29 protein-coding genes are annotated in these 24896 nt (G+C 39.4%); 26 read left to right on the top strand and 3 right to left on the bottom strand.

Annotated elements, in window-relative coordinates:
• Nucleotides 1-24: 24 nt before the first annotated feature.
• Nucleotides 25-1044, bottom strand: coding sequence for an NADPH dehydrogenase NamA (gene namA, locus ABID56_RS02410; RefSeq protein WP_354218943.1), 1020 nt, complete (start codon nt 1042-1044; stop codon nt 25-27).
• A 4-nt stretch (nt 1045-1048) separates the two neighbouring features.
• Nucleotides 1049-1768 carry a glycerophosphodiester phosphodiesterase gene (locus ABID56_RS02405; protein WP_354218941.1) on the bottom strand — a complete coding sequence of 240 codons (720 nt, stop codon included), beginning with the start codon at nt 1766-1768 and terminating at the stop codon, nt 1049-1051.
• A 72-nt stretch (nt 1769-1840) separates the two neighbouring features.
• On the opposite strand from ABID56_RS02405, the gene ABID56_RS02400 reads away from it, so the two are divergent.
• Together ABID56_RS02400 and ABID56_RS02395 are read left to right on the top strand one after the other, a co-directional pair.
• Nucleotides 1841-3454 carry a M20/M25/M40 family metallo-hydrolase gene (locus ABID56_RS02400; protein WP_354218939.1) on the top strand — a complete coding sequence of 538 codons (1614 nt, stop codon included), beginning with the start codon at nt 1841-1843 and terminating at the stop codon, nt 3452-3454.
• Nucleotides 3455-3524: 70 nt separating this feature from the next.
• The gene (locus ABID56_RS02395) at nt 3525-4499 is read left to right on the top strand and encodes an MBL fold metallo-hydrolase (RefSeq protein ID WP_354218938.1); all 975 of its coding nucleotides are present in this window, start codon (nt 3525-3527) and stop codon (nt 4497-4499) included.
• Between the two features lie 48 nt (nt 4500-4547).
• On the opposite strand, the gene ABID56_RS02390 is transcribed toward ABID56_RS02395, so the two are convergent.
• Entirely contained in the window at nt 4548-5474 is a 927-nt protein-coding gene (locus tag ABID56_RS02390) for an aldo/keto reductase (RefSeq protein ID WP_377946545.1), read from the bottom strand.
• Nucleotides 5475-5579: 105 nt separating this feature from the next.
• Between ABID56_RS02390 and ABID56_RS02385 the strand changes: the two genes are divergently transcribed.
• The 24 genes from ABID56_RS02385 (at nt 5580) to ABID56_RS02270 (ending at nt 24795) form a co-directional block, all read left to right on the top strand.
• Nucleotides 5580-6128 (top strand): NUDIX hydrolase, encoded by a 549-nt coding sequence (locus tag ABID56_RS02385; RefSeq protein ID WP_354218935.1) that lies wholly within the window; start codon nt 5580-5582, stop codon nt 6126-6128.
• Nucleotides 6129-6134: 6 nt separating this feature from the next.
• Nucleotides 6135-7298: an endonuclease Q family protein gene (locus ABID56_RS02380; RefSeq protein ID WP_354218933.1), complete on the top strand. Its 1164-nt coding sequence runs from the start codon at nt 6135-6137 to the stop codon at nt 7296-7298.
• A gap of 76 nt (nt 7299-7374) precedes the next feature.
• Nucleotides 7375-8007: a stage II sporulation protein M gene (gene spoIIM, locus ABID56_RS02375; RefSeq protein ID WP_354218931.1), complete on the top strand. Its 633-nt coding sequence runs from the start codon at nt 7375-7377 to the stop codon at nt 8005-8007.
• Nucleotides 8008-8117: 110 nt separating this feature from the next.
• Complete coding sequence (gene fur, locus ABID56_RS02370; protein ID WP_354218929.1) at nt 8118-8570, top strand: ferric iron uptake transcriptional regulator; 453 nt, start codon at nt 8118-8120, stop codon at nt 8568-8570.
• 127 nt (nt 8571-8697) lie between these two features.
• The gene (gene xerD, locus ABID56_RS02365; protein ID WP_354218927.1) at nt 8698-9588 is read left to right on the top strand and encodes a site-specific tyrosine recombinase XerD; all 891 of its coding nucleotides are present in this window, start codon (nt 8698-8700) and stop codon (nt 9586-9588) included.
• Between the two features lie 124 nt (nt 9589-9712).
• Entirely contained in the window at nt 9713-10894 is a 1182-nt protein-coding gene (gene deoB, locus ABID56_RS02360; RefSeq protein WP_354218926.1) for a phosphopentomutase, read from the top strand.
• Nucleotides 10895-10964: 70 nt separating this feature from the next.
• Entirely contained in the window at nt 10965-11783 is an 819-nt protein-coding gene (locus ABID56_RS02355; protein WP_354218924.1) for a purine-nucleoside phosphorylase, read from the top strand.
• Nucleotides 11784-11798: 15 nt separating this feature from the next.
• The gene (locus ABID56_RS02350) at nt 11799-13103 is read left to right on the top strand and encodes a pyrimidine-nucleoside phosphorylase (protein ID WP_354218922.1); all 1305 of its coding nucleotides are present in this window, start codon (nt 11799-11801) and stop codon (nt 13101-13103) included.
• 144 nt (nt 13104-13247) lie between these two features.
• On the top strand, nt 13248-14396 hold the full coding sequence (locus tag ABID56_RS02345; protein WP_354218921.1) for a D-alanyl-D-alanine carboxypeptidase family protein: 1149 nt from the start codon (nt 13248-13250) through the stop codon (nt 14394-14396).
• Nucleotides 14397-14496: 100 nt separating this feature from the next.
• A complete protein-coding gene (gene spoIIAA / locus ABID56_RS02340) occupies nt 14497-14850 on the top strand; it encodes an anti-sigma F factor antagonist (RefSeq protein WP_354218919.1) in 354 nt (117 codons plus the stop codon).
• The gene (gene spoIIAB / locus ABID56_RS02335) at nt 14847-15290 is read left to right on the top strand and encodes an anti-sigma F factor (RefSeq protein ID WP_354218917.1); all 444 of its coding nucleotides are present in this window, start codon (nt 14847-14849) and stop codon (nt 15288-15290) included. The genes spoIIAA and spoIIAB overlap by 4 nt, the downstream gene beginning before the upstream one ends.
• 5 nt (nt 15291-15295) lie before the next feature.
• Nucleotides 15296-16054: an RNA polymerase sporulation sigma factor SigF gene (gene sigF / locus ABID56_RS02330; protein ID WP_354218915.1), complete on the top strand. Its 759-nt coding sequence runs from the start codon at nt 15296-15298 to the stop codon at nt 16052-16054.
• 127 nt (nt 16055-16181) lie between these two features.
• A complete protein-coding gene (locus tag ABID56_RS02325; RefSeq protein ID WP_354218913.1) occupies nt 16182-16793 on the top strand; it encodes a stage V sporulation protein AA in 612 nt (203 codons plus the stop codon).
• Nucleotides 16783-17202, top strand: a complete 420-nt coding sequence (locus ABID56_RS02320; protein WP_354218912.1) for a stage V sporulation protein AB — start codon at nt 16783-16785, stop codon at nt 17200-17202. The genes ABID56_RS02325 and ABID56_RS02320 overlap by 11 nt, the downstream gene beginning before the upstream one ends.
• 14 nt (nt 17203-17216) lie before the next feature.
• Complete coding sequence (spoVAC, locus tag ABID56_RS02315) at nt 17217-17669, top strand: stage V sporulation protein AC (RefSeq protein ID WP_354218911.1); 453 nt, start codon at nt 17217-17219, stop codon at nt 17667-17669.
• Nucleotides 17670-17679: 10 nt separating this feature from the next.
• Nucleotides 17680-18687: a stage V sporulation protein AD gene (gene spoVAD / locus ABID56_RS02310; protein ID WP_354218910.1), complete on the top strand. Its 1008-nt coding sequence runs from the start codon at nt 17680-17682 to the stop codon at nt 18685-18687.
• 2 nt (nt 18688-18689) lie between these two features.
• Nucleotides 18690-19040 carry a stage V sporulation protein AE gene (spoVAE, locus tag ABID56_RS02305; RefSeq protein WP_354218908.1) on the top strand — a complete coding sequence of 117 codons (351 nt, stop codon included), beginning with the start codon at nt 18690-18692 and terminating at the stop codon, nt 19038-19040.
• 14 nt (nt 19041-19054) lie between these two features.
• The gene (locus ABID56_RS02300; RefSeq protein WP_354218907.1) at nt 19055-20524 is read left to right on the top strand and encodes a spore germination protein; all 1470 of its coding nucleotides are present in this window, start codon (nt 19055-19057) and stop codon (nt 20522-20524) included.
• A gap of 121 nt (nt 20525-20645) precedes the next feature.
• Nucleotides 20646-21923 (top strand): diaminopimelate decarboxylase, encoded by a 1278-nt coding sequence (gene lysA / locus ABID56_RS02295; RefSeq protein WP_354218906.1) that lies wholly within the window; start codon nt 20646-20648, stop codon nt 21921-21923.
• 22 nt (nt 21924-21945) lie between these two features.
• Nucleotides 21946-22377, top strand: coding sequence for a peptidylprolyl isomerase (locus ABID56_RS02290; RefSeq protein WP_354218905.1), 432 nt, complete (start codon nt 21946-21948; stop codon nt 22375-22377).
• 117 nt (nt 22378-22494) lie between these two features.
• Nucleotides 22495-22839: a GNAT family N-acetyltransferase gene (locus tag ABID56_RS02285; RefSeq protein ID WP_354218903.1), complete on the top strand. Its 345-nt coding sequence runs from the start codon at nt 22495-22497 to the stop codon at nt 22837-22839.
• Nucleotides 22840-22980: 141 nt separating this feature from the next.
• Complete coding sequence (locus ABID56_RS02280; RefSeq protein ID WP_354218901.1) at nt 22981-23733, top strand: segregation/condensation protein A; 753 nt, start codon at nt 22981-22983, stop codon at nt 23731-23733.
• Nucleotides 23720-24292 (top strand): SMC-Scp complex subunit ScpB, encoded by a 573-nt coding sequence (gene scpB / locus ABID56_RS02275; protein ID WP_354218900.1) that lies wholly within the window; start codon nt 23720-23722, stop codon nt 24290-24292. The genes ABID56_RS02280 and scpB overlap by 14 nt, the downstream gene beginning before the upstream one ends.
• Nucleotides 24293-24333: 41 nt before the next feature.
• A complete protein-coding gene (locus ABID56_RS02270; protein WP_354218997.1) occupies nt 24334-24795 on the top strand; it encodes a DUF3907 family protein in 462 nt (153 codons plus the stop codon).
• Nucleotides 24796-24896: the final 101 nt, after the last annotated feature.

Below are 24896 nucleotides of genomic sequence, written 5' to 3'. Positions count from 1 at the left end.
AGACTAGCCTCCTTAACTAATGGTTTATCGCCAGCCTCGTTCGTATTGGACGGGGCTAGTAATGGTGGTGTTTAATTGATCAGCTGCTTGCTTTGGCCAATATGGGTTCGTTAATAATTGTCGCCCAATGAAGACGAGGTCAGCTCGATGATTTTGTAAAATTTCTTCCGCTTGTATGCCGGATGTAATTAATCCAACAGCACCAGTGGCGATTGTTGCATCGTGTTTGATCGTTTCAGCCATCGGGAGTTGGTAGCCAGGATAAGTAGGGACTTTCGTTGGTATGACACCGCCTGAACTACAATCGATCAGTGACACACCCTGTGTTTTTAAGGTTTCGGCGATTGATACGATATCGTCTAGTTGATTTCCGTTTTCGTCATATTCAGCCGTTGATAGTCTGACAAAGATAGGGCCGTTCCACGTCGTTTGAATCGCTTCAAGAATTTCATTTAAAAAACGCATGCGATTGGGCAATGATCCGCCATAATCATCGTCACGTTGGTTTGTTAACGGTGATAAAAATTGATTGATTAAATAACCGTGAGCACCATGGATTTCGATGATGTCAAAGTTAGCTTCTTTTGCTCGTCTTGCCGCTTCACGAAATGCTTGGATCGTATCTTGAATATCATCAAGCGTCATTTCCTTAGGCATCGGTAATTTGTCGTTAAACCGGATTGGAGAAGGGGCGTATGTATCATCTGATAAATTAGCTTTTCTGCCAGCATGTGCTAATTGAATAGCAGCTTTAGCATCGTGGGCATGAATGCGATTAGTAACATGTTTTAAACCGTCAATATGTTCATCGGACCATATGCCAAGGTCTTCATACGAGATACGTCCGTTTGGTTGAACAGCTGATGCTTCTAACATGACAAGCCCAACTTGACCGACTGCTCGACTTTCGTAATGGGTGATGTGAAATGGAGTGACACGTCCGTCTTGATTGTCGCAAGAATACATACACATCGGGGACATGACGATACGATTTTTAAGTTCAACATCGTCGAATTGAATCGGTGAGAAAAGTTTTGTTTCCATACAATCACTCCTGTAATAGATCTGGTATGTCCGTCATTATACCATTCGCACGTTGGGAAACGCATTGCCGCCATATTTTAGGTTTGTTCACGGTATAAACACGGAAAGGGATTTGTTTTGATTTAATTTCTTGAATCATTGGGGTGTTAAGTAGTCGATGATGAATATGTAAACTATCAGCGCCAATTGCTGCTAATTGATAAGCAATATTTTTAAGTCGTTTTTGTCGCAACCACGCTAATTCGATATCGCTTTGAATAAGGTTGAGTCTCTCAATGGTTGCAGGATTAAAACTCGATAAAATCGTTTGTTTTTCAAGATTGTATTTATGTATAAGCGATACGACATGTTCTTCAATTTGGTGATAGTGTATCACATCTGTTTTCAATTCAATATTGAGAGTCATATGTTTATGCTGAATCCATTGTAACACGTCTTCTAAGCTAGGGATCTTTTCTCCATTATACTGAGAATGAAACCAGCTACCTGCATCTAATCGTTGAAGTTCGGATAATGAGAAGTGGTTCACTAATCCTGAATGGTTTGTTGTTCGTTTGATGTTTTCATCATGAATAACAGCCACTTGGTGATCCCGTGTGAGATGGACATCGAGTTCAATTCCGTCTGCCCCGAGATGATAAGCTCGTTTAAAAGCTGCCATTGTATTTTCAGGCGCATATCGACTAGCACCGCGATGAGCGAAAATTTTCGTACAAATCGTCAACACCTCTTTCAATTCTCTGTTATGATTGTGGTGTATGATGTTAGAAAAGTCAATATAAAGGTGGGTCATACGATGCAATGGCAGACGAAAACACAATTGAAACAATTGTTATCACAACTCGTTTCGTATCCAAGTGTAACAGAAACAAAGGCGGAAGCCGATATCATTACATTCATTTACAATCTATTAATCGAAAACGATTATTATAAGAACAATCCGCAACATCTAAAACAAATACAATTGAATGACGGACGTCAAGCGTTAATCGCGTTAGTCAAATCATCTCAACCAACAACTGATACAACAATTTTAGTCAATCATATTGATGTCGTCGATGTAGATGATTATGGTGCTTTAAAGGATAAGGCATTTTCATCAGATGTTTTAACTGACTATTTTCATAAGAATAAAGACGTTTTGCCTAAAGAAGCACAAGAAGACTTACAACATGGAGAGTGGATATTCGGGCGGGGGAGCATGGATATGAAGGCTGGTACAACTCTTCATCTATCAATGCTAGAACGTGCGATGACAGGAGAATTCAATGGTCACGTACTCGTTTTGTTCGTTCCCGATGAAGAAGTGAGTTCGCAAGGCATGATTAGAGCAGTTGATGAATTAGCATCTTGGCAGGAAAATCATCACTTAAATTATCGCTTATGTATTAATAGTGAGCCAATGTTTCGTCGCCATCATGATGATCAACAAATGTATGTCTATGAAGGGTCACTTGGTAAGATTTTACCTGGATTTTTATGTTTTGGAAAAGAAACACATGTAGGTGAACCATTCCAAGGTATAAATGCTAATTTGATGCTCAGCATCTTAAATCACCATATGGAATTAAATGATCAGTTAGTCGACCGCGTCGGTAATGAAGTGACGCCACCGCCAGTCAGCCTTATGAATCGAGATTTAAAGGAGGCTTATTCTGTTAAAACGACAGTAACGGCTGTGTCAATGTATAACTTACTTTATATGACACAAACAGTTGATGATATGACAAGGAATATGAAACAAATCATGTATGAGGCAAAACAAGATATAGAATCAACTTTACAACAAAAGCATAAACGATATCAGACTATATCGAATCAACAATCAAACTTACATATTGATATATCTATTTTGACATACGATGAGTTATATGATGAAGCCGTTAAGCAATACGGGCAAGACATAATCGACCAACGTTTGTTAGACGTCAAGACAAACCATAACCACGGTGAACGGGATATGTCTGTTCGACTTGTAGAAGAAGTTGCTTATCACTGTCAACACTTAGCTCCAATGATGGTTTTGTTTTATAGTCCACCGTTTTATCCAGCCGTTTCAAGTCACGGTAATCGAGATGTTGATCGCGTATTGCAGCGCGTCCAAGCTCACATGAGCCAAGCCGGTTTTGAAAGTGAACGAGTGACATACTTCAATGGTATATCTGATTTGAGCTTTATTGGAGAACAACCAAAAGGTGAATATGACTCGACTTTATTAGCGACTAATATGCCTTTACAACAATTAACTCAACATTATATTCCGAAATCAAACTGGTCAATACCAACGATTAATGTAGGGCCATATGGTAAAGACCCTCACCAATGGACTGAGCGATTGGAATTAACTTATTCATTTGATGTATTACCAGATATATTAGCCGATGCCATTAAATCATCTTTCGCAAAATAATGGTATGATGGATTTTCAAACCAATATTGTAGTATAATAATAAAAAATGACATAAAAGGTGGCAATATTTATGGCTGAGAACCTCTATCAAATAACGATGCCTACACCTTATGCGGTTGGTGATGTCCATAGTTATGTATTAATCGATGATGTGGTAACATTATTCGATGCTGGTGTTGATACAGACGATGCGTGGCAGGCTATGGTTCGTCAATTAAGTGATGTAGGGTTAACACCATCTGACATTGATCAAATTGTTTTAACACACCATCACCCTGACCATACCGGTTTAATTCACCGCTTTGATGATGTTCAGGCTATTTATGGTCATGCGATTACGAATTTATGGCTAAATCAAGAATCATCTTATTTTGATCATTACCGAGCATTTTTTGCTAAACTATATGATCAATTTGGCGTCCCAGAAACGTTTCGTAAAGTCGATAAAACGATCAATAACGCTTTTCGTTATCAAGGAAAACGACCTGTGACACATATTATTGATGAAGGGGATACGATTCCAAGCTTAGAAGATTGGTCCATTATTGAAACAAAAGGTCATGCTCAAAGTCATCTATCATTCCTTAGACAAACAGATGGGACGCTTATTTCAGGAGATCACTTATTAAAACATATCTCGTCGAATCCGATTTTAGAAGCACCGCTAGAAGGAGAAGTAGACCGACCGAAACCTCTTCTTAACTATCGTCGAACGTTGACTAAATTACAGTCGTTAGATATTCAGTCGGTTTTACCAGGGCACGGTGACATATTTGATTATAATTCAAAGCTCATTCAACATAGGTTGACTCGACAAGAAGAGCGAGCGCAAAAAGTACTGGACTATGTTTTGGAACATCGTTTAGAGGCAACACCGTTTAATATATGTCAGTTTTTATTTCCGAAACATTATGAAAAACAATTCGGCTTAACGATGTCTGAGACGATTGGCCAACTTGATTACTTAGAAGCAAGCGGCGACATTGAAGCGGTTTATTCGAAACAAGTCCTCACATACAAACCGACAAAACAATCCGTATATTAATTAATAAAACGATGCTCTCTGTTGGTAATTCAGAGAGCATCGTTTTTATTATGCTCGGTGCTGTTGATAGATTTGTTCTTTTAAACCTTGTTGCAGATACGGTTGAATGTCAGCGTATGTTGGCTGATTGTGGTATGCTTCGATATTATTCTGAACTTGTTCTGGACTGCTAGCGCCTAGGACTAAGCTTGATACTGTTGGGTGTTCGAGTGCATAACTCATGGCAACAGATTGAGGTGAGACACCAAATGTTGTCGCGGTTCCTTGAACTGTTTCGACAAGTGTTTTTAAATCCTCACCGTTATAATCTAAAAATCCATCCTGTCCTTTTTTATGCCATTGCTCAAGCCCTTTGTCCGTTAACATTCCTTTACCTAAAGCGCCTCGAGCTACAACGCTGACTCGGTGGTTTTGTAAATAATCAAGCATCGTCTCTTCTGGTCGACGGTCTATTAAACTATACTGCATCATGACACTTGAAATCGTTGTTCGGTTGACGAAGGACTTGATGACATTCGGGCGTATAGATGATAAACCGATATGTCGTATTAACCCTTCTTGTTGCAATTCTTCAAATGCTTCGACTACTTCATCAATTGGGTCTTCGATCGTACCACCATGCAATTGGTATAAATCAACATCATCTAATCCGAGTCTAAGTAAACTGTTCTTAACCGCTTCTTTTAAATAAGCTTTAGACGGGTCCCAATACCATCCATCTTGACCAACTTCGAAATGGTTGCCCCCTTTTGTAGCAATAACTAAGTCGTCACGACGTCCTTTTATCGCTTTACCAACGATTTTTTCATTTTCGCCAAAATTATATAAATCTGCTGTATCTAAATAATTAATGCCGGAACGAATCGCTTCATCAATAATAGACGTTGCTTGTTGCTCATCTGTTCCTAGATTCATACAGCCTAATCCGATTTCTGAAACAAATAGTTCGGTTTGACCTAATCTCGTTTGGTTCATCATCACGAATCCCTCCTGCCATTAATTTTAGCCTCAATAAGGTAGAATGACAAATGTAGGATAGCTGATGCTTAAATATGATAAACTAATGACGAGGTGAATAAGATGTCTAAATTTGAAGAGAAAACCATACATACAGAAACGATTTTTAAAGGTAAGGTGATCGATGTCGAAGTTGATGAGGTGCAATTACCAAATGGTAAGACATCAAAACGCGAACTCGTTAGACACCCTGGGGCAGTCGGTATTTTGGCTCTAACTGATGACCATAAAATCGTGATGGTGGAACAGTACCGTAAAGCACTCGGTAAAAGTATCATTGAAATTCCAGCGGGTAAATTAGAACAAGGTGAGAATCCTGAATCGACAGCAGCTCGCGAATTGCAAGAAGAAACCGGGTATAAACCAGGCCGATTAAACTATATCGTGTCCTATTATACATCGCCAGGCTTTGCCGATGAGATCATATATTTATATGAAGCAACAGAATTAACTAAAGCGACAGAAGAACTTGAAATGGATGAAGATGAGTTTGTCGATGTCGTTGAAGTCTCGGTCCAAGAAGCGCTTGATCTTATTCAAAACGAACGAATTCATGATGCGAAAACAATTCAAGCCATTTACTATGTCATGGTTCAACACTTAAAGGACTGATGATATATGAAACGCTATTATGTCGATGGGCATATTCATATTGGCAGGACAAACACCAATCGTGCTGTTAAAATAACCGCGTCTGATCAGTTAACATTACATCATATCTTGTCCTTTGCTAAAGAAGCTAAAGGATTAGATATGATTGGTATTATTGATTGTCATTCACCAGATGTTTTGAACGAATTAAAACACCTCGTACGGCAGGGAGAAATAAACGAATTACCAGGTGGTGGGTTATCGACAGGCGATTTGACGATATTACTCGGCAGTGAAATTGAATTGTATGATGCCAACTGCTCCGGCCCGATACATGTGCTTTGTTATTTTCCAACACTAGAAATGATGTCGTCGTTTGCCAACTGGTACCAATCATATGTAAGCAACCCTCATTTAAGTTCGCAACGAATGTATTGCGATGCTAATACATTACAACGTGAAGTAAAAGAGCGAAGCGGTTTGTTTATACCAGCTCATATTTTTACGCCGTTCAAAAGTTTATACGGAAAAGGTGTACAGCATCATTTAACTGAAGTGTTAAACTCTGAACTCATTGATGGTGTGGAATTAGGTTTGAGCTGCGATACGTCAATGGCAGAAACGATACCAGAACTTGAGGGGTACACCTTTTTGACGAATTCTGACGCTCATTCGCTAGAAATGATTGGACGTGAATATCAAGCTTTAACCCTTTATGAACCAAGTTTTCAAGCGTTTAAGGACGCCTTATACAAACAAAATAGTTGCCGAGTGGAAGCGAATTTCGGACTTAACCCACAACTCGGCAAATATTATACATCGGTTTGCCGAGAATGTTGGCAGGAAGTTCAGCAATTAGATGTTTGTGAACATTGTGGTTCTAACAAAACGGTCAAAGGTGTTCCCACTCGGATACAAGAAGTTGCTAAAGCGCAAGGAGTTGGCAAACGATGGGTTAGACCACCTTACATCAATCAAATTCCACTTCATTACGTTCCAGGTATCGGATCTGCGCTTTTAAAGCGACTGAGAGAACAGCTTCATCACGATATGTATGTGATCCACGAAGCATCTTTAGATGAATTACAATCTATTGTCAAACCATCTATCGCATCGCGAATCATGCAGTTACGCAAAGGTGAATTAACTGTGTCCCCAGGAGGTGGTGGTCAATACGGTCATATAGAATAACTTATTCAAATAGGTTCTACATCGTTCTCTATCAACATAGGGTTTTACTAGAGTCGAAATGAATGGAGGACCTATTATGAAGTATTGGCCTAACGCATTAACAATTCAAATCCAGCCTTATCTTAGTCTATATGTTTTTTTATTTGTTCTTTGGTCAATAGGTGTCATGTTTGGTGCCATGATGGTCAGTAGTCTCGATTTTTTACAACAACAAGATTTATTTTTTTTCGTCGAGCAATATTTTGAAGTGATTCAAACCGAATCGAGACAATGGTTACACGATTTTAAAGGATCAATCTGGACCCATGGCAAGTTTATCACGTTTATATTTTTGTTTGGATTATCATTCGTCGGGTTGCCTGTTGTATGGTTTTTATTGTTTTTCAAGGGCGTTGTGGTCGGATTTACTGTTGGCTTTTTAGTCCACCAAATGTCATGGCAGGGGTTCTTTTTGTCAATCTTATCCGTAGCGCCTCAAAATCTGTTTGTTGTGGCAGCCTATTTGTTAATCGCTGCAAGCAGTATGGTGTTCTCAATTCATGTATTACGAATATTATTTATTAAGTACCAAACTTCTCGAACACTAGCCGAAGCGACACGATTTTATATTAAGTCATATGCCATAGGATTGGTCCTTATCAGTGTCGGTTCGTTAGTAGAGGTAACGGTATCGATGAATGCGCTAACGTGGCTTGTTGATAATTTATAATCATTATTATTAAATAACGATAATAATCAACTGTTTATAATCATTATAATTTGACACTATATCTCCCGTTTTCTATAATATACTTGTATGATTTGAGGGGAGAGATACGAGTGGAAGACCGCATCGAAAATATCAAAAAACAATTGCACTCGCAAAGTTATAAACTAACGCCACAGCGTGAAGCGACCGTTCGCGTTTTATTAGAACATGAAGAAGACCATTTAAGTGCGGAAGATGTTTATCTCCTCGTTAAAGACAAAGCGCCTGAAATTGGTTTAGCAACGGTCTATCGTACACTAGAATTATTAACAGAGTTAAAAGTTGTCGACAAAATTAATTTTGGTGACGGTGTATCACGTTACGATTTGAGAAAAGAAGGTGCTGAACACTTCCATCATCATCTTGTGTGTGTGGAGTGTGGTTCGGTCACAGAAATTGAGGAAGATTTATTAGGCGATGTAGAAGATGTCGTAGAGTCCAAATTCGAGTTTGCCGTACGTGACCATCGTTTAACGTTTCATGGTGTTTGTAAAAATTGCCAAAACAAAGATGATACCAATTAAGCATAAGGCCTTTTTCAAAATGCGAAAAAGGTCTTTTTAATTGTTATTAGTAAAAGCGTCTAAACGATACGGTAAGGCTTTAACATGTTATACTAATGATTAGATAAACGAAAAAAGGGGTCTTAACATGATGAAAGATGCCGCTTCAGATTTTTTACATTTTCTTCGTATTGAAAAAGGACTTGCCGACAACTCAATCCAATCGTATCGTCGCGATCTGAATCGATACATATCTTATTTAACAGAGCAAGAAAACATCACATCACTTGAAGCCATTGAACGCCATCACATTAGAGGTTTATTAAATGTGATGAATGAAGAAGGGAAATCAGCTGCGAGCTTAACGCGTATGATCTCGACATTGCGTTCCTTTCATCAATTTATCGTTCGTGAATACCAAGTGTCGCATGATCCGTCATTACATATAGAACGTCCTAAAAGAGAGCGACAGTTGCCGAAAGTATTATCAAATGATGAAGTTGAACGATTATTGGATATTCAAGCAGATAAACCAATTGATCAACGAAATAAAGCGATGTTCGAAACACTCTATGCCACAGGGCTACGTATTTCAGAACTGCTGTCTCTAACAGTTGATGATCTTCACTTATTAATGGGGTTTGTTCGAGTCATTGGTAAAGGCGGAAAAGAACGAATAGTTCCCCTTGGACAGCATGCGCAACAAGCTATCCAAACATATGTCGATGATGGTCGTCACAAATTGTTAAAAAATGATTCAAGTCAAGCGTTATTTTTAAATCATCGCGGGAATACCATGACTAGGCAAGGATTTTGGAAAGTGTTAAAAAAACATGCTCGTGACAAACACATCTTTAAAGAAATCACGCCACACATGCTCCGCCATTCATTTGCGACGCACCTTTTAGAAAATGGGGCGGACTTAAGAGCTGTACAAGAAATGTTAGGTCATGCTGATATTTCGACAACGCAAATTTATACACACGTATCGAAAGCAAGATTGACAGAAATTTATAAAGATTTTCATCCACGTGCATAATCTATTGTTATTATGATATAGTGATAATCGTTCCCTAAAGTTGAACGGCTTTGAAAGTATTAAAAGCGGTTACAACTTTGGCTATAGATAGAATATAAAAGGAAGATAATTGGAGGTTTCTAACATGTCATTTAATCGAGTGTTTTTAATTGTAATGGACTCTGTCGGAATTGGTGAAGCACCAGATGCGAAGCACTTTAACGACACAGGCGCAGACACGTTAGGTCATATTGCAGAACATATGGGCGGCTTAAACATGCCGAATATGCAGCGACTAGGACTAGGTAATATTCGTGAATTCGAAGGAATTGAAGCGAACGATCATCCGGAAGCTCATCATACACATATGGTGGAAGCGTCTGCCGGAAAAGATACGATGACAGGTCATTGGGAAATCATGGGTCTTCGTATTGACCAACCATTCCGAGTTTTCCCAGATGGGTTCCCAGATGAACTTATTAAACAACTGGAAGACAAAACGGGCCGTAAAGTGATTGGTAATAAACCAGCTTCAGGAACGGAAATTATTAAAGAATTAGGGCCGGAACACGTTGAAACAGGAGCGTTGATTGTTTATACATCAGCTGACTCCGTGCTACAAATTGCGGCTCACGAAGATGTCATTCCAGTAGATGAACTATATGACATTTGTGAATTTGCCCGTGAAATCACAAAAGATGAGCCGTATATGCTAGGGCGTATTATTGCTCGTCCATTCGTAGGCGAACCTGGCTCATTCGAACGTACATCCAATCGCCATGATTATGCATTAAAACCGTTCGGTCAAACAGTGATGAACCACTTAGCAGACGATGGTTACGATGTTGTAGCGCTGGGCAAGATCTCTGATATCTATGATGGTGAAGGTGTGACTGAAGCTATTCGAACAGATGATAATTCGGATGGTATGGACAAGCTTGTCGCATCTATGGATAAAGACTTCAACGGCTTAAACTTCTTAAACCTTGTTGACTTTGATGCAAAATATGGTCACCGCCGTGATCCTCAAGGGTATGGCGAAGCGTTAGAGGAATTCGACCGTCGTTTGCCAGAAGTGTTAGATAAACTACGTGATGACGACTTGCTTATGATAACAGCAGACCACGGTAATGACCCGATCCACCACGGTACAGATCATACGCGTGAATATGTACCGTTGATTGCTTATCATAAAGGAATTAAGCAAGGTAACGCTATTTCGGAGCGTCAAATGTTCGCTGATATCGGCGCGACCATTGCTGAAAACTTTAATACAACACGCCCAGAATACGGCGAAAGCTTTTTAAATGACATTTCAAATAAATAATAGTTTGAGGGAAACAGTTCGACGCTGTTTTCCTACTTGATGGATAAGATTACGCAAAGAAATAGGTGATATGATGTTAGAGAAAATTCAAGAATCAGAACAGTATATTAGTGAGCAACTTCAAGGTCCAAAACCGACTATCGGATTGATTTTAGGTTCAGGGCTGGGAATTTTAGCAGAAGAAATTGAAAACCCTGTAACGATCTCATATAGCGACATCCCTCACTTTCCACAATCGACTGTAGCCGGTCACAAAGGTCAGCTAGTCATCGGTGAGTTAGAAGGCAAAAATGTCGTAGCGATGCAAGGTCGCTTTCACTATTACGAAGGTTATGACATGCATCACGTCACATTTCCAGTGCGCGTTATGAAACAGCTCGGTGTTGAACAGTTACTCGTCACAAACGCGGCAGGCGGAATTAATGAATCGTTTGACCCAGGTGATTTAATGATTATCCAAGACCATATTAATCAAATGGGCGACAATCCATTAATTGGTAAAAATATCAATGAACTAGGTCCGCGTTTCCCGGATATGTCAGAAGCTTACGACCGTGATTTAATCAAATTAGCTGAAGCAGCAGCGGCCGACTTGAATATGTCTGTCAGAAAAGGTGTTTATGTCGGTAATACAGGTCCAACTTATGAGACAGGTAGTGAAGTGAAAATGCTCCGTACTCTAGGTGGTGACGCTGTCGGTATGTCAACTGTACCAGAAGTGATTGTTGCTAACCATGCAGGCATGGATGTTTTAGGTATTTCTTGCATTTCCAATATGGCTGCGGGCATTCTCGATCAACCATTGTCACACGATGAAGTGATTGAAACAACTGAAAAAGTAAAGCAACAATTTATTCAATTAGTTAAACAAATCTTGCAAACAATGTAATGGAGGGCTTATGCAATGCGCATGTACGATATTATTGAGAAAAAACGCGATGGCTTAGCTTTAACGGACGAAGAAATTAACTTTTTTATTGATGGATATACAGACGGAACTATTCCTGATTATCAGGCGAGTGCTCTATCCATGGCGATTTATTTTAACGGCATGACAGAACAGGAACGCGCAACGCTTACGATGCGAATGGTGGAATCAGGTGACACGATTGATTTATCACCAATTGAAGGCATTAAAGTAGACAAACATTCTACTGGCGGTGTCGGTGATACGACGACTTTAGTTTTGGCCCCTCTAGTGGCAGCGGTCGGTGTCCCAGTTGCGAAAATGAGTGGCCGCGGACTTGGTCATACGGGTGGTACTATTGATAAGCTAGAAGCTGTACCAGGCTTTCACGTTGAAATCGAAAATGATGAATTCATTCGTCTCGTTAATGAAAATAAAATTTCAGTCATTGGTCAATCAGGTAACTTAACACCTGCAGACAAGAAGTTATACGGTCTGCGTGACGTAACGGCAACAGTTAACTCAATTCCTTTAATCGCTAGCTCGATTATGAGTAAGAAAATTGCAGCGGGTGCGGATGCGATTGTTTTAGACGTTAAAACAGGCGCAGGCGCGTTCATGAAGAGTGAAGAGGAATCGATTGAATTAGCTAAAGCGATGGTGTCGATTGGTAATAACGTTGGTCGTCAAACGATGGCTGTTATTAGCGATATGGGACAACCGCTTGGCCGCGCGATTGGTAACGCGTTAGAAGTAGAAGAAGCGATCCAAACACTACGCGGTCAAGGACCAGAAGATTTAACTGAATTATCATTGACTATTGGTAGTCAGATGGTAGTAGTAGGTGGACAAGCTGAAACATTAGCTGAAGCTCGTGAAAAATTAGAAGCCGTGATCGAGAATGGTCAAGCACTTGAGACTTTTAAAACATTCTTATCATCTCAAGGTGGCGATGCTTCAGTTGTGGATAATGTTGATGGTTTACCTCAAGCTGAATATCAGATTGAGCTACCAGCTAAAACATCTGGTTACGTAAGTGAGATCATTGCAGATGAAATCGGTCAAGCAGCTAGTTTATTAGGTGCAGGACGTCAGACGAAAGAATCTGAAATTGATTTAGCCGTAGGATTAGTTCTTAACAAGAAAGTCGGCGATTACGTAGAAGAAGGTGAATCGCTCTTAACGATTCATAGCAATACAGAAGACGTCGAGTCGATTAAAGACAAGCTATACCACAACATGACTATTTCAACAGATAAAGTTGAAGCTCCAACCCTCATTAAAACAACGGTATCTGAATAATACACTATCCATTAGCCAAGGCTTTGCTTAATAGCGAAGCCTTGGCTTTTTTGTTTGACCTTAAATTCAGTCTATTAATTTTTAATCTTGTGTTATAAAAATCAAATTTTTGGTCATCATATCAAGCAGAAACGGAGGGATCAGATGATGCGCTCATTATGTTTAATAGGGATGGTTATAATTGGTTTTATATCACCGGTTACGTCTATGGCGACTGAACAACCATCGCTCATAAAATCAGCAGAGTCAGCGATTTTATTAGAAGTTGATACGGGGACAGTTTTGTATGATCAGGAAGCTGATAAACGACTTCCGCCTGCAAGCATGACAAAGCTAATGTCGATGTTATTGTTTATGGAAGCGTTAGACGAAGGTGAATTATCTTTAGATGATACAGTCCAAGTAAGTGAGAATGCAGCTTCAATGGGCGGTTCACAAATTTACTTAGAAGCATTTGAAGAAATGACAGTGAAAGAGTTGCTTAAAGCCGTTGCGATTGCTTCTGCTAATGATGCGACCGTGGCATTAGCAGAAGAAGTAGCTGTTACAGAACAAGCATTTATTGACAGGATGAATGAAAAAGCACGGGCATTAGGGTTGGAAAACACTCAGTTTCAAAACACAACTGGTTTACCAGAAGATGACCATTATAGTACAGCAAATGATATGGCAGTTATCGCACGTGCCTTACTAGATCATGAATCGATTACGGATTATACGAAAGTGTATGAAGATTATTTACGTCAAGGGACAGAGGATGAATTCTGGCTCGTTAACACCAATCGATTAGTCAAATTTTATCAAGGGTTAGATGGGTTAAAAACAGGTTACACGGATGAAGCGGAGTACTGTTTAACTGCGACAGCTAAACGAGGTGATATGCGGGTTGTCTCTGTCGTGATGGGGGCTGAAACACCGCAAAAACGAAACGCTGATACGACAGCATTGCTTGATTATGCTTTTAGTGAGTATCAAGTAGAACCGTTGTATGCAAAAGGTGAATCTGTATATCAGTTTGAGGATGTTAAAGCCGATCGCACGCCCATTCATTTATCACCTAAGCGTGATATAACACTACTGATGAACAAAGGTGAATCGAGTGAGCAAGTTGAGACCGAGATATCATTAAAATCAGCTGAATGGCCGATTAAAAAAGGAGACGTACTAGGGAAGATGACAGTGCGGAATCAAGGAGACGTCATCAATCAGACAGATTTAATCGTAAGAGATCCAATTAATGAGGCATCGACTTGGACATTGTGGAAAAGGTTGTTTAATCAATTAAATAATTAGCTTATTTCGTCGAATGGCCACTAGTTTTGCTAACGTGAAGGAAATTGAATTTAAAAAGGCGAACAAGGCTCAATAGCATAATGAAAGGGAGGTAAATGCATTGAGTCTTGTTTCGCATTTCGAACAAAAAGAACATGTGTTGTTAATTCGTTTAGTAGGTGAGTTAGATCATCATGAAGCGGGGACATTAAAGGTGGATTGGGAACATTATTTGAACGCTGGAGGGATTCAGCACGTTATCGTGAATTTGGAAGACCTAACATTTATGGATTCGTCAGGTTTAGGTGTGTTTTTAGGACGTTATAAACAAGTAAAAGCGCTCGGCGGAGAAATGGTCGTTTGTGCGATCCAAAAGCCTGTTAAACGTTTATTTGAATTGTCTGGATTGTTTAAAGTCATTCAAACTGAAGCGACTGAAATAGACGCTTTATCCCGTTTGGGGGTGGCGTCATGAATAATCATATGAAAGTTGAAATGGCAGCGAAAAGTGAAAATGAGTCGTTCGCTCGAGTTGTTGTGGCTTCTTTTATATCCCCATTAGATCCGACGATGGATGAATTAACGGAAATTAAAACGGTGATATCAGAGGCAGTGACAAATGCGATTATTCATGGCTATGAGGACGATGATGACGGTGTAGTTGTGTTAGCGTGTTCCATTTCAAACGACGATGTGACGATTATGATTCAAGATTATGGTCGTGGCATTGATAACGTTCAAGAAGCAATGGAACCGATGTATACATCCAAACCAGAGCTTGAACGATCGGGTATGGGGTTTACGATTATGGAAAACTTCATGGACCAGATTGATATACATTCATCAGCCGGAGCGGGGACGACGGTTACGTTAGTGAAACGATTTAATCAAAATCAACAACAGATTGCGAAGTGATGCGGATGAAAGAACATACAACTGTTCAAAAATCGCATCAACTGTCGCATGAAGAACTAAAATCACTGATTAAAAAAAGTCAGCAAGGTGATTATGAAGCACGTGATTTGATTATCGAAAAAAATACACGTCTCGTCTGGTCTGTCGTTCAACGCTTTATTAATCGTGGGTATGAAACAGAGGATCTATTCCAACTCGGTTGTGTTGGATTAATCAAATCGATTGATAAATTTGATTTGAGCTATGATGTCCGTTTTTCTACCTATGCTGTACCGATGATTATTGGTGAAATTCAGCGGTTTATACGCGATGATGGAACGGTCAAAGTGAGTCGGTCTTTGAAAGAATTAAATTATAAAATTCGGGCTAAAACGGAAGAGCTCACTAAAATTTACAATCGGTCTCCGTCTTTAACAGAACTGAGTGACGAACTTGATTTGCCTCAAGAAGATATCGTCATGGCGATCGAGGCTAATCAAGGCACGCATTCTATCCATGAAACGGTCTATGAAAATGAAGGAGATCCGATTACGCTTATGGATCAAATCGCTGAGGATGACAACAACTGGTTTGATCATATCGCGTTAAGAGAGGCTATTGAACAACTAGATAAACGAGAACAATTGATTATTTATTTGAGGTACTATAAAGATAAGACACAAGCAGATGTGGCTGAACGGCTCAATATTTCACAAGTCCAAGTGTCTCGATTAGAAAAACATATACTGACAAAGCTTGAAACATGGTTAGAGGATAATGATTAATTATTAAAACGATTCCGTTTAAATGCGGGATCGTTTTTTTGTACTTAAACAACTTCATGAACTTGATACATGCTTTAGGTATTGTCGGACATAATAAAACTGTAAAACCAATAAGGTAGGGTTCTCTATGGCAGAGGTTGTCTATATTCGATTAAAACCAAAGATTTCAGTTAAAACGGGTGATCATATTCGTTTAGGTGATATGGCATGGATTTGTTGTGCTGATTGCTGGCAAGATAAGTTGTTAACGCTATTTATACATGACGTTCAATCAACTGATCATACGTACAAAGTGATTGATATTTATCATGTAATTGAAAAATTAAAGCACTTGTACCCTGATGTAGAAGTGGAAACGGTTGGGGCATCTCAAACGGTTTTAGCCTTAGAGCAACGAAAGCCAACATTGTATCCTTTATATATTTTCTTTGTTTGGACACTACTTTTCATTGGTGCAGCAATGGCTGTCATGAATTTTCATTATGATGTCAGTATGCCTGATGTTCAAGCTCATTTACACGATATGATGGCCCGAGATGTCGATCGAAGTGTCCTTTGGCTGCAAATCCCTTATTCAATCGGATTAGGGTTAGGCATGGTGTTATTCTTTAATCATTTTTTCAAAAAGAAATTTAACGAAGAACCGAGTCCGTTAGAGGTTGAAATGTTTAATTATGATCAAAATCTGTATCAATACGTCACCTTTAACGAAAATGAGCTGAACCGGGATGATCATTAGTTATGTGATAGAAATTATCGTTGGATTGTCGGCAGGTTTAGCAGTCGGATCTGGTTTTGTGGCGTTTTTGACAGTGCTTGGCATTATTCCGAGATTGGTGCAGTTATGTTATGGGCATGGTTGGGTTCGCTACTTCGAGTGGTCGATTATTTCTGGAGCATTAGTTGGAATTTATTTGTCTTTTACACAAACGATAACTCATTTACCTATAATCATTGAAGCGTATTGGGGGCTTCTCCATGGTATTTTTATTGGAATGTTAGCTGCAGCGTTGACTGAAGTGTTAAACGTGTTTCCGATTTTGGCAAAACGAATGTATGTCAATGAATATATCCCGCACCTTTTGCTCGCCCTAGTGTTTGGTAAAATTGTTGGTTCCTTATTTCAGTGGATCGTATTTATGGATTAGGAGGAAAGTTTTCTATGATTACGAAAGAAAATTATAAAGATGCGATTAAACCGTATCAACCGAAGCCAAAATATGTACGTAATGCGATAAAAGCATTCGTGATTGGTGGTTTAATATGTGTGATTGGTCAAGGGTTGACAGTTTTGTATATGCATTGGTTCGATTTCACTGCCAAGGAGGCTGGGAATCCAACGATTACGACCCTTATTTTAATCGCTGCGATATTAACAGGATTTGGCGTTTACGATAAATTAGGGCAATTCGCAGGGGCCGGGTCTGCTGTTCCGGTAACAGGGTTTGCAAACTCAATTACGAGTGCGGCATTGGAACATCGTAGCGAAGGCATTGTATTAGGGGTCGCGACGAACATGTTTAAATTAGCTGGGTCCGTTATCGTGTTCGGAACAGTCGCAGCATACATTGTAGGTATTATTCGTTATACGGTGCAAACTGTGTTAGGAAGTTAAGGTGATAACGATGAAACAAGGGAAGCAATCATGGTTTTTTCAGCGTGGGGTTTATATTAATGAAACGGCAACTGTCACAGGACCGAAAGAATATGAAGGTCCCTTGGCATCGACATTTGACTATGCGTATTCGAAGCTTCACTGTGATGGAGACACTTGGGAGCAAGCGGAGCAAAATTTATTACGAAAAGCAACGACAATCTGCCTAGACAAAGCTGGGTTAAGAGAAGATGCATTAGACTTAATGATTAGTGGAGACTTGTTAAATCAAAATGTCACGAGTAACTATGTAGCGCGAGACATTAGTACTTCTTTTTTAGGTGTGTTCGGGGCTTGTTCAACTTCAATGGAAACATTAGCTATGGCGAGTGCCTTAATTAATAGTCAAGACAGTCACTATGTGTTAGCGGCTGCTTCGAGTCATTATGCTACAGCTGAGCGGCAATTTCGTTATCCGACGGAATATGGTGGGCAAAAACCTGATACAGCAACGTCTACTGTGACGGGTTCTGGTGTTGCCTTGTTGTCTTCGCAACCTAGTCATATTCAAGTGGAAGCGGCAACAATTGGTCAAGTCATTGATTACGGTACAAATGATCCATTAGATATGGGATCTGCGATGGCGCCAGCTGCAGCCAACACGATCGTTCAACATTTTCAAGACTTTAATCGACAACCGTCCGATTACGATTTGATATTAACAGGCGATTTATCCAGTGTCGGAACACCGATTGTCAAAAAATTAACGTATCAATCTGGTTATGATATTGAAGGTATTCATAATGATAGTGGTTTAATGGTGTATCATCATGATCAACAAATTTTCGCTGGGGGCAGTGGTTGTGCAGCATCAGCCATTGTGACATATGGCCACGTCATTCAACAACTGAAACAAGGCACGTTACGTCAAGTGTTAATTGTGGCTACTGGCGCATTGTTAAATCCGATTATGATGCAACAAAAAGAAACGATTCCGTGCATTGCTCATGCCGTCGTGTTAAAGCGAGGGGATGCGTGATGATGGATTTTGTCTGGGCGTTTTTAGTAGGTGGTACGATTTGTTTAATCGGACAATTGTTATTAGATATTTTCAAACTGACACCAGCTCATGTCATGTCCTTGTTTGTCGTCTCTGGTGCGGTTTTAGATGGGTTTTCACTGTATGATCGATTAATCGAATTTGCCGGAGCAGGAGCGACAGTGCCGATTACGAGTTTTGGTCATTCGTTATTGCATGGGGCGATGGCTCAAGCTGATGAGCACGGGTTTTTAGGGATTGCAATTGGTATTTTTCAGTTAACGTCAGCGGGTATTGCTTCTGCGATATTATTCGGATTCATTGTCGCTATAATATTTAAACCAAAAGGTTAAAGGTGTGACTAGTTGTGACGCAACAATCAATTCATAAGTCAATTAAACGTAACCGACGAATATTCGAAGAACGCCTCGGAATTGGTGTGTCATTTGATATTGGCTACCGAACATTGCATTTGTTAGATACGGATGTTGACTTCTATTATGTCAATGGACTTGTTGATACGCAGTTTGTAATGGAAATTTTAGAAAACATGGTTCGTATTAATGACGTCGAACCAGATAAAGACAAGATAGAAGCAATCGTCAAAAATCGATTAGTGAATCATCAATTTGAAGAAATTGGTGAGTTTGAACAAGCGATGACGGAAATTATGTCAGGACTTCTCGTCATTAATGTTGATGGGTATGACAAAGTTTTCGTCGTTGATGTCCGTAATTATCCTGGCCGTGGACCTGAAGAGCCAGATACTGAAAGAGTCGTTAGAGGATCGCGGGATGGATTCACTGAAAATATTATTGAAAATGCCGGTTTAACGAGACGTAGGGTACGTGATGAGAATTTACGACTCGAAATCCAACAAGTGGGTAAGCGATCGCGGATGGATGTATCGCTCATGTATATAGAAGATATCGCGAACCCTGAATTAGTTAATACGGTGAGGCGTGAAATTGAAAAAATTGATGTTGATGGCATGTCGATGTCAGACAAAACGTTAGAAGAATATCTTTTACAACAAGGCCAAACCCCCTTTCCGCTCGTACGCTACACAGAAAGACCTGATGTGGCTTCAGCTCATTTATTTGAAGGACACGTCCTTGTGATGGTTGACACGTCACCGAGTATTATGATTACACCGACGACGTTGTTTCATCATGTCCAACATGCTGAAGAATACCGCCAAGTTCCAATGGTTGGTACGTTTGTCAGGTGGATTAGGTTTTTAGGAATTTTTGCTTCATTATTTCTTTTACCGCTATGGTTATTATTTGTATTAGAACCGCATAGACTTCCGGAACATTTAGGGTATATTGGCCCCTCAGAAGAAGGAAATGTTCCGATCGTCATTCAAGCATTATTAGCTGATCTCGGATTAGAGTTTTTGAGGATCGCTGCGATTCATACACCGACTGCTGTTTCGACAGCACTTGGTTTAATTGCCGCAGTCTTAATTGGTGAGATCGCCATTAATGTTGGATTATTCACACCAGAAATTATTTTATATGTCGCGGTTGCAGCTATCGGTAGTTATGCAACACCGAGTTATGAGTTGTCTGTCGCAAATAAAATAGCGCGTATTTTACTCGTTATTTTAACAGCAATGTTTGGCGTTATCGGGCTTGTTTTAGGTGGAACGTTATATGTATTAATTTTAGCAAGGACGTATTCACTGAACACACCATACTTATGGCCGTTTATTCCATTTAACGCAAGTGGCATGTATCATATACTATTTCGCGTTTCTGTCCCATTAGAACAACAACGACCAAGTATTGTCCATCCACAAGATGATAATCGTAGACAATCGTCAGAAACTTGAGCCAATATAGTCATTGTATTGGTTCAAGTTGTGTTTTTTAGACTAAGAAAATAATTGATTGCTGGCTTTCTATATGATAAGTTATTTGTATTGTAAAGAGAGAAACGGACGGGTGAACGACATGAGTCAAAATAGATTTAATATCTCAGAAGAACAATTAACTCAATTAGCTGAGCGGTATGATACGCCTTTATTCGTTTACGATGTAGACCAAATACGGCAAAATGCTCGAGCGTTTGTTGAAACGTTTAAACAATATGATTTAGATTTTCAGGTGGCTTATGCGAGTAAAGCATTTTCATCTATTGCCATGTTACAGGTTGCTAAACAGGAAGACATGAGTTTAGACGTGGTGTCGGAAGGCGAATTACATACAGCGATTGAAGCGGGTTATCCGATGCAGAGAGTCCATGTTCATGGTAATAACAAAAGTCGTACGGTATTAGAAATGGCGGTTGAGAATCAAGTCGGTTGTATCGTAATCGATAACTTTTTTGAAATGGCTTTATTAGAAGACGTTTTACAAGAAAAAGGACAGACGATTGATGCTTTAATCCGTATTACACCAGGTATTGAAGCGCACACGCATGACTATATTTTAACGGGACAGGAAGACTCTAAGTTCGGTTTTGATTTATTAAGTGGTCAGGCGGAACAAGCACTGAATCATTTAATGAATCATGAATCGATTCATTTACAAGGGGTTCATAGCCATATTGGCTCGCAAATCTTTGAGACGACTGGGTTTGAGATGGCCGTTGAAAAAGTGTTTGACGCATTAAAGTTGTGGTATGACCGTTATCAATTTGAAGCACGAGTTGTTAATTTAGGTGGTGGATTTGGCATTCAATACACGAAAGATGACGATCCGCTTCCACTATCACAATATGTGCATACATTAGTGTCAGCTGTGAAGTCGTCAGCAAGCAACCATGAATTAAAGATTCCAGAAATTTGGATTGAACCAGGGCGGTCGATCGTAGGTGAAGCGGCTGTGACGATTTATGAAGTTGGGGCGATTAAAGAGATCCCTAACGTCCGTAAATATGTGTCGGTCAATGGTGGTATGACAGATAACATTCGTCCAGCACTATATGACGCTGAATATGAAGCGACCATATTAAATAAATCGGACCAACCAATCGAAGAAACCGTTGCGATTGCTGGTCAAAGTTGTGAAACAGGCGATATGTTGATTTGGGATTTAGATGTTCCGACAATCGAAACAGGTGATCTATTAGTCGTGTATTCGACGGGTGCTTATGGTTATGCAATGGCGAGCCATTATAATCGATTTCCCAAAGCAGCCGTTGTATTCGTTGAAAACGGAAACGATCAATTAGTGATAAAACGAGAAACTGTTCAAGATTTGACACGTTTCGACATGTCGTATGAGTAAAATAGAAAGTAGGGAATGGAAGATGACACAAGGACAAATTTTATTCGAGAATGGCGAACAAATTACATTTGAATTATACCCAGAGGCTGCACCGAACACAGTAGATAATTTTGTTAAATTAGCCAATGATGGGTTTTATGATGGATTAACGTTTCACCGAGTAATACCGGGGTTTGTGATCCAAGGTGGATGCCCGATCGGTAATGGAACTGGTGGACCAGGCTATACCATTAAATGTGAGACAGATGGCAACCCGCATCAACATGAACACGGCAGTTTATCAATGGCTCATGCTGGAAAAGATACAGGGGGAAGTCAATTTTTTATTTGTTTAGATCAACAACCACATCTTGACGGACGCCATACCGTATTTGGTAAAGTAACAGAAGGCATCGACATTGTCGATCGTGTAAGGGTTGGAGATGTCATGCAAACCATTACAATTGATTCCTAATCAACATCACGTTATACTGTTTTTTGGTGTGATTTGACCCAATCACATGAGATCGAAAACAGTCATAAGGATAAATGATTTTGAATCCTGTGATGCTGTTATTAAAGAGGGGTTTTTATGTTAATTAAATATAAAAAGAGCTTTGAAAAGATTGCTATGGGATTGTTGTCATTTATGCCTGAAGAAAAGGAAGTAAAGAAACTTCAAACGACCATTAAGGAATATGAGTCGAATGATGATTGGCAACTATTTCTATGGAAAGAAGAAGATATTTTAGGCGCTCTCGGTGTGCGTTTTGACCAAGAACGAATAGTTATTCAGCATATTAGTGTGACACCATCTCATCGTCATCAAGGTATCGGTAAACAGATGATCAAAGCTTTAGAAGACCAATACGGAGAACGTTATCACATTTGTGGCAATGAACAAACTGAACCATTTTATCAACAATGCCACGCATAATAAGAAAGGTTCCAACTTGATTATTGAATAAGTTGGAACCTTTTTATGTTACCCATAATATCGTGTTTAACATATTCCTTTTCGGTCGAAGTTTTGGTACGATGATGATAGGAAATAAAGTGTATCGAAAAGAGTGATTCAATGTCGGAATCCGTTTATAAAGTGAAAATTGAACCGTTTGAAGGTCCTTTAGATTTGTTATTACATCTTATTAACCAATATGAGATAGATATTTATGATGTTCCATTAAAGGAAATAGCCGATCAGTACTTAGATTACATACATACAATGCAATATTTGCAGCTCGATATAGCAAGTGAATATCTTGTCATGGCAGCAACCTTGCTCGAAATCAAAAGTCAAATGCTATTACCGAAACAAGAATTAGATGTTGAAGATGAATATGAAGAAGACCCACAAGAAGAACTAATTCAACGATTAGTTGAATATAAAAAGTATAAAGAAGCGTCACATATGTTACAGGAAAAAGAACAGGCATCTAACCAAGTATTCACCCGCCCGCCGATGGATATGACACCTTATCAATCGGAGTATGAAGTTAAGCGGAGTGACGTGTTATCGGTAACGGATTTAACTGAAGCTTTTCAAAAAGTGCTTAGACGAAAGCAACTTATGGCACCGATGGAGACGACCATTCAACGACAAGAAATATCCATCGAAGAACGGATGGATGACGTGGTAAAACGATTAGAACGAATGCAAGGTCAGACCTCATTTGACACATTATTTCCTTATCAAGAGAAGTTTGAAGTCGTGACAACTTTTTTAGCGTTACTGGAACTTATGAAGAGTTTTACCATCATGTGTTTTCAAACAGAGAACTTCTCTGATATTACAGTCTCACTAACGGAGGGGCATTATGGAACTAACTGACTATAAAGGTGTCTTAGAAGGCTTATTATTCGCATCAGGTGATGAAGGTATTGACCTATCACAAATTAAAAACGTGCTATCTGTGACGGATGAAACAGCGCAGTTGATATTGGATGAATTAAAATATGATTATGAACATAGTCAACGTGGGTTATCTATACTCGAAAGACAAGGCGTGTTTTATTTAACGACTAAATCGGAACATGCCTTATATTTCGAGAAAATGCAAGAATCAACATCACAATCAAAATTGTCACAAGCGTCGCTAGAAACGTTAGCTATTATCGCTTACCAACAGCCGATCACGCGCGTTGAAATTGAAGATATTCGAGGGGTGAAAAGTGACGGACCGATCCAAACATTGGTGTCTCGTTTATTGATTGAAGAATGTGGCCGAAGGGATACGAGCGGTCGACCGATATTATTCCAAACGACGAAAGATTTTTTAACGTTTTTCGGTCTGACATCTTTAGAAGAGTTGCCGCCATTACCTGATGGTCATTTAGATGATGCCGTGCAAGAAGCTGATTTGTTTTTTAATGAAATGGAAATACAATAATCTTAAAGCTCAATTCATTTAGAGGGGGTACATTGGTGCCAATGAGCACACACTTATTCTCACAAGCAGAAGATATTCATCATTATTTAATGGAGATTGAAGATGAGTTAACACAATTTTTAAATCACAAAAGCGTCACATCAATTACAACGAGTGATCCATCGTTAAACACAACTTATATTGAGGCTGTCGTTAAACAATTGCGGTTCCTTGAAGTGTATTGTATGGAAGGGAAACAAGCACTTAATCGATTAATGGCAACTGACCAATTACAGGGGGACGTGTTAGAAAAAGTGCTTCGAGGCATTTATCACAAATGTGTCAATGAGTTTTTCTCGCCGAAAGATGACTTATGGTACGAAGACAGTCGAGCAGCTTATCGGGGTAAATGTGCGATTGAATTTCAAGGTGAACCTGGTGAAGCGATCACCTATCTAACAAGAGTTGTCGAACCAGTATTCCAAGATTTACGAGAACAATTAGATTATATGGAAGCTGTTTAAAGTTTACAGAACCGTTTTTTAAACCCGAACACCTTATTAAGGTCGTTCGGGTTTTGTCATGTTTAATCTCCTTATCATATTCTTTTGTGACAGGCCATAAC

The sequence above is a fragment of the Alkalibacillus flavidus genome (assembly GCF_040545925.1).
Classification (GTDB): Bacteria; Bacillota; Bacilli; order Bacillales; family Alkalibacillaceae; genus Alkalibacillus; species Alkalibacillus flavidus.
Note: the sequence above shows the minus strand (reverse complement) of the source record. Positions and strands in the feature narration are given on the sequence as shown.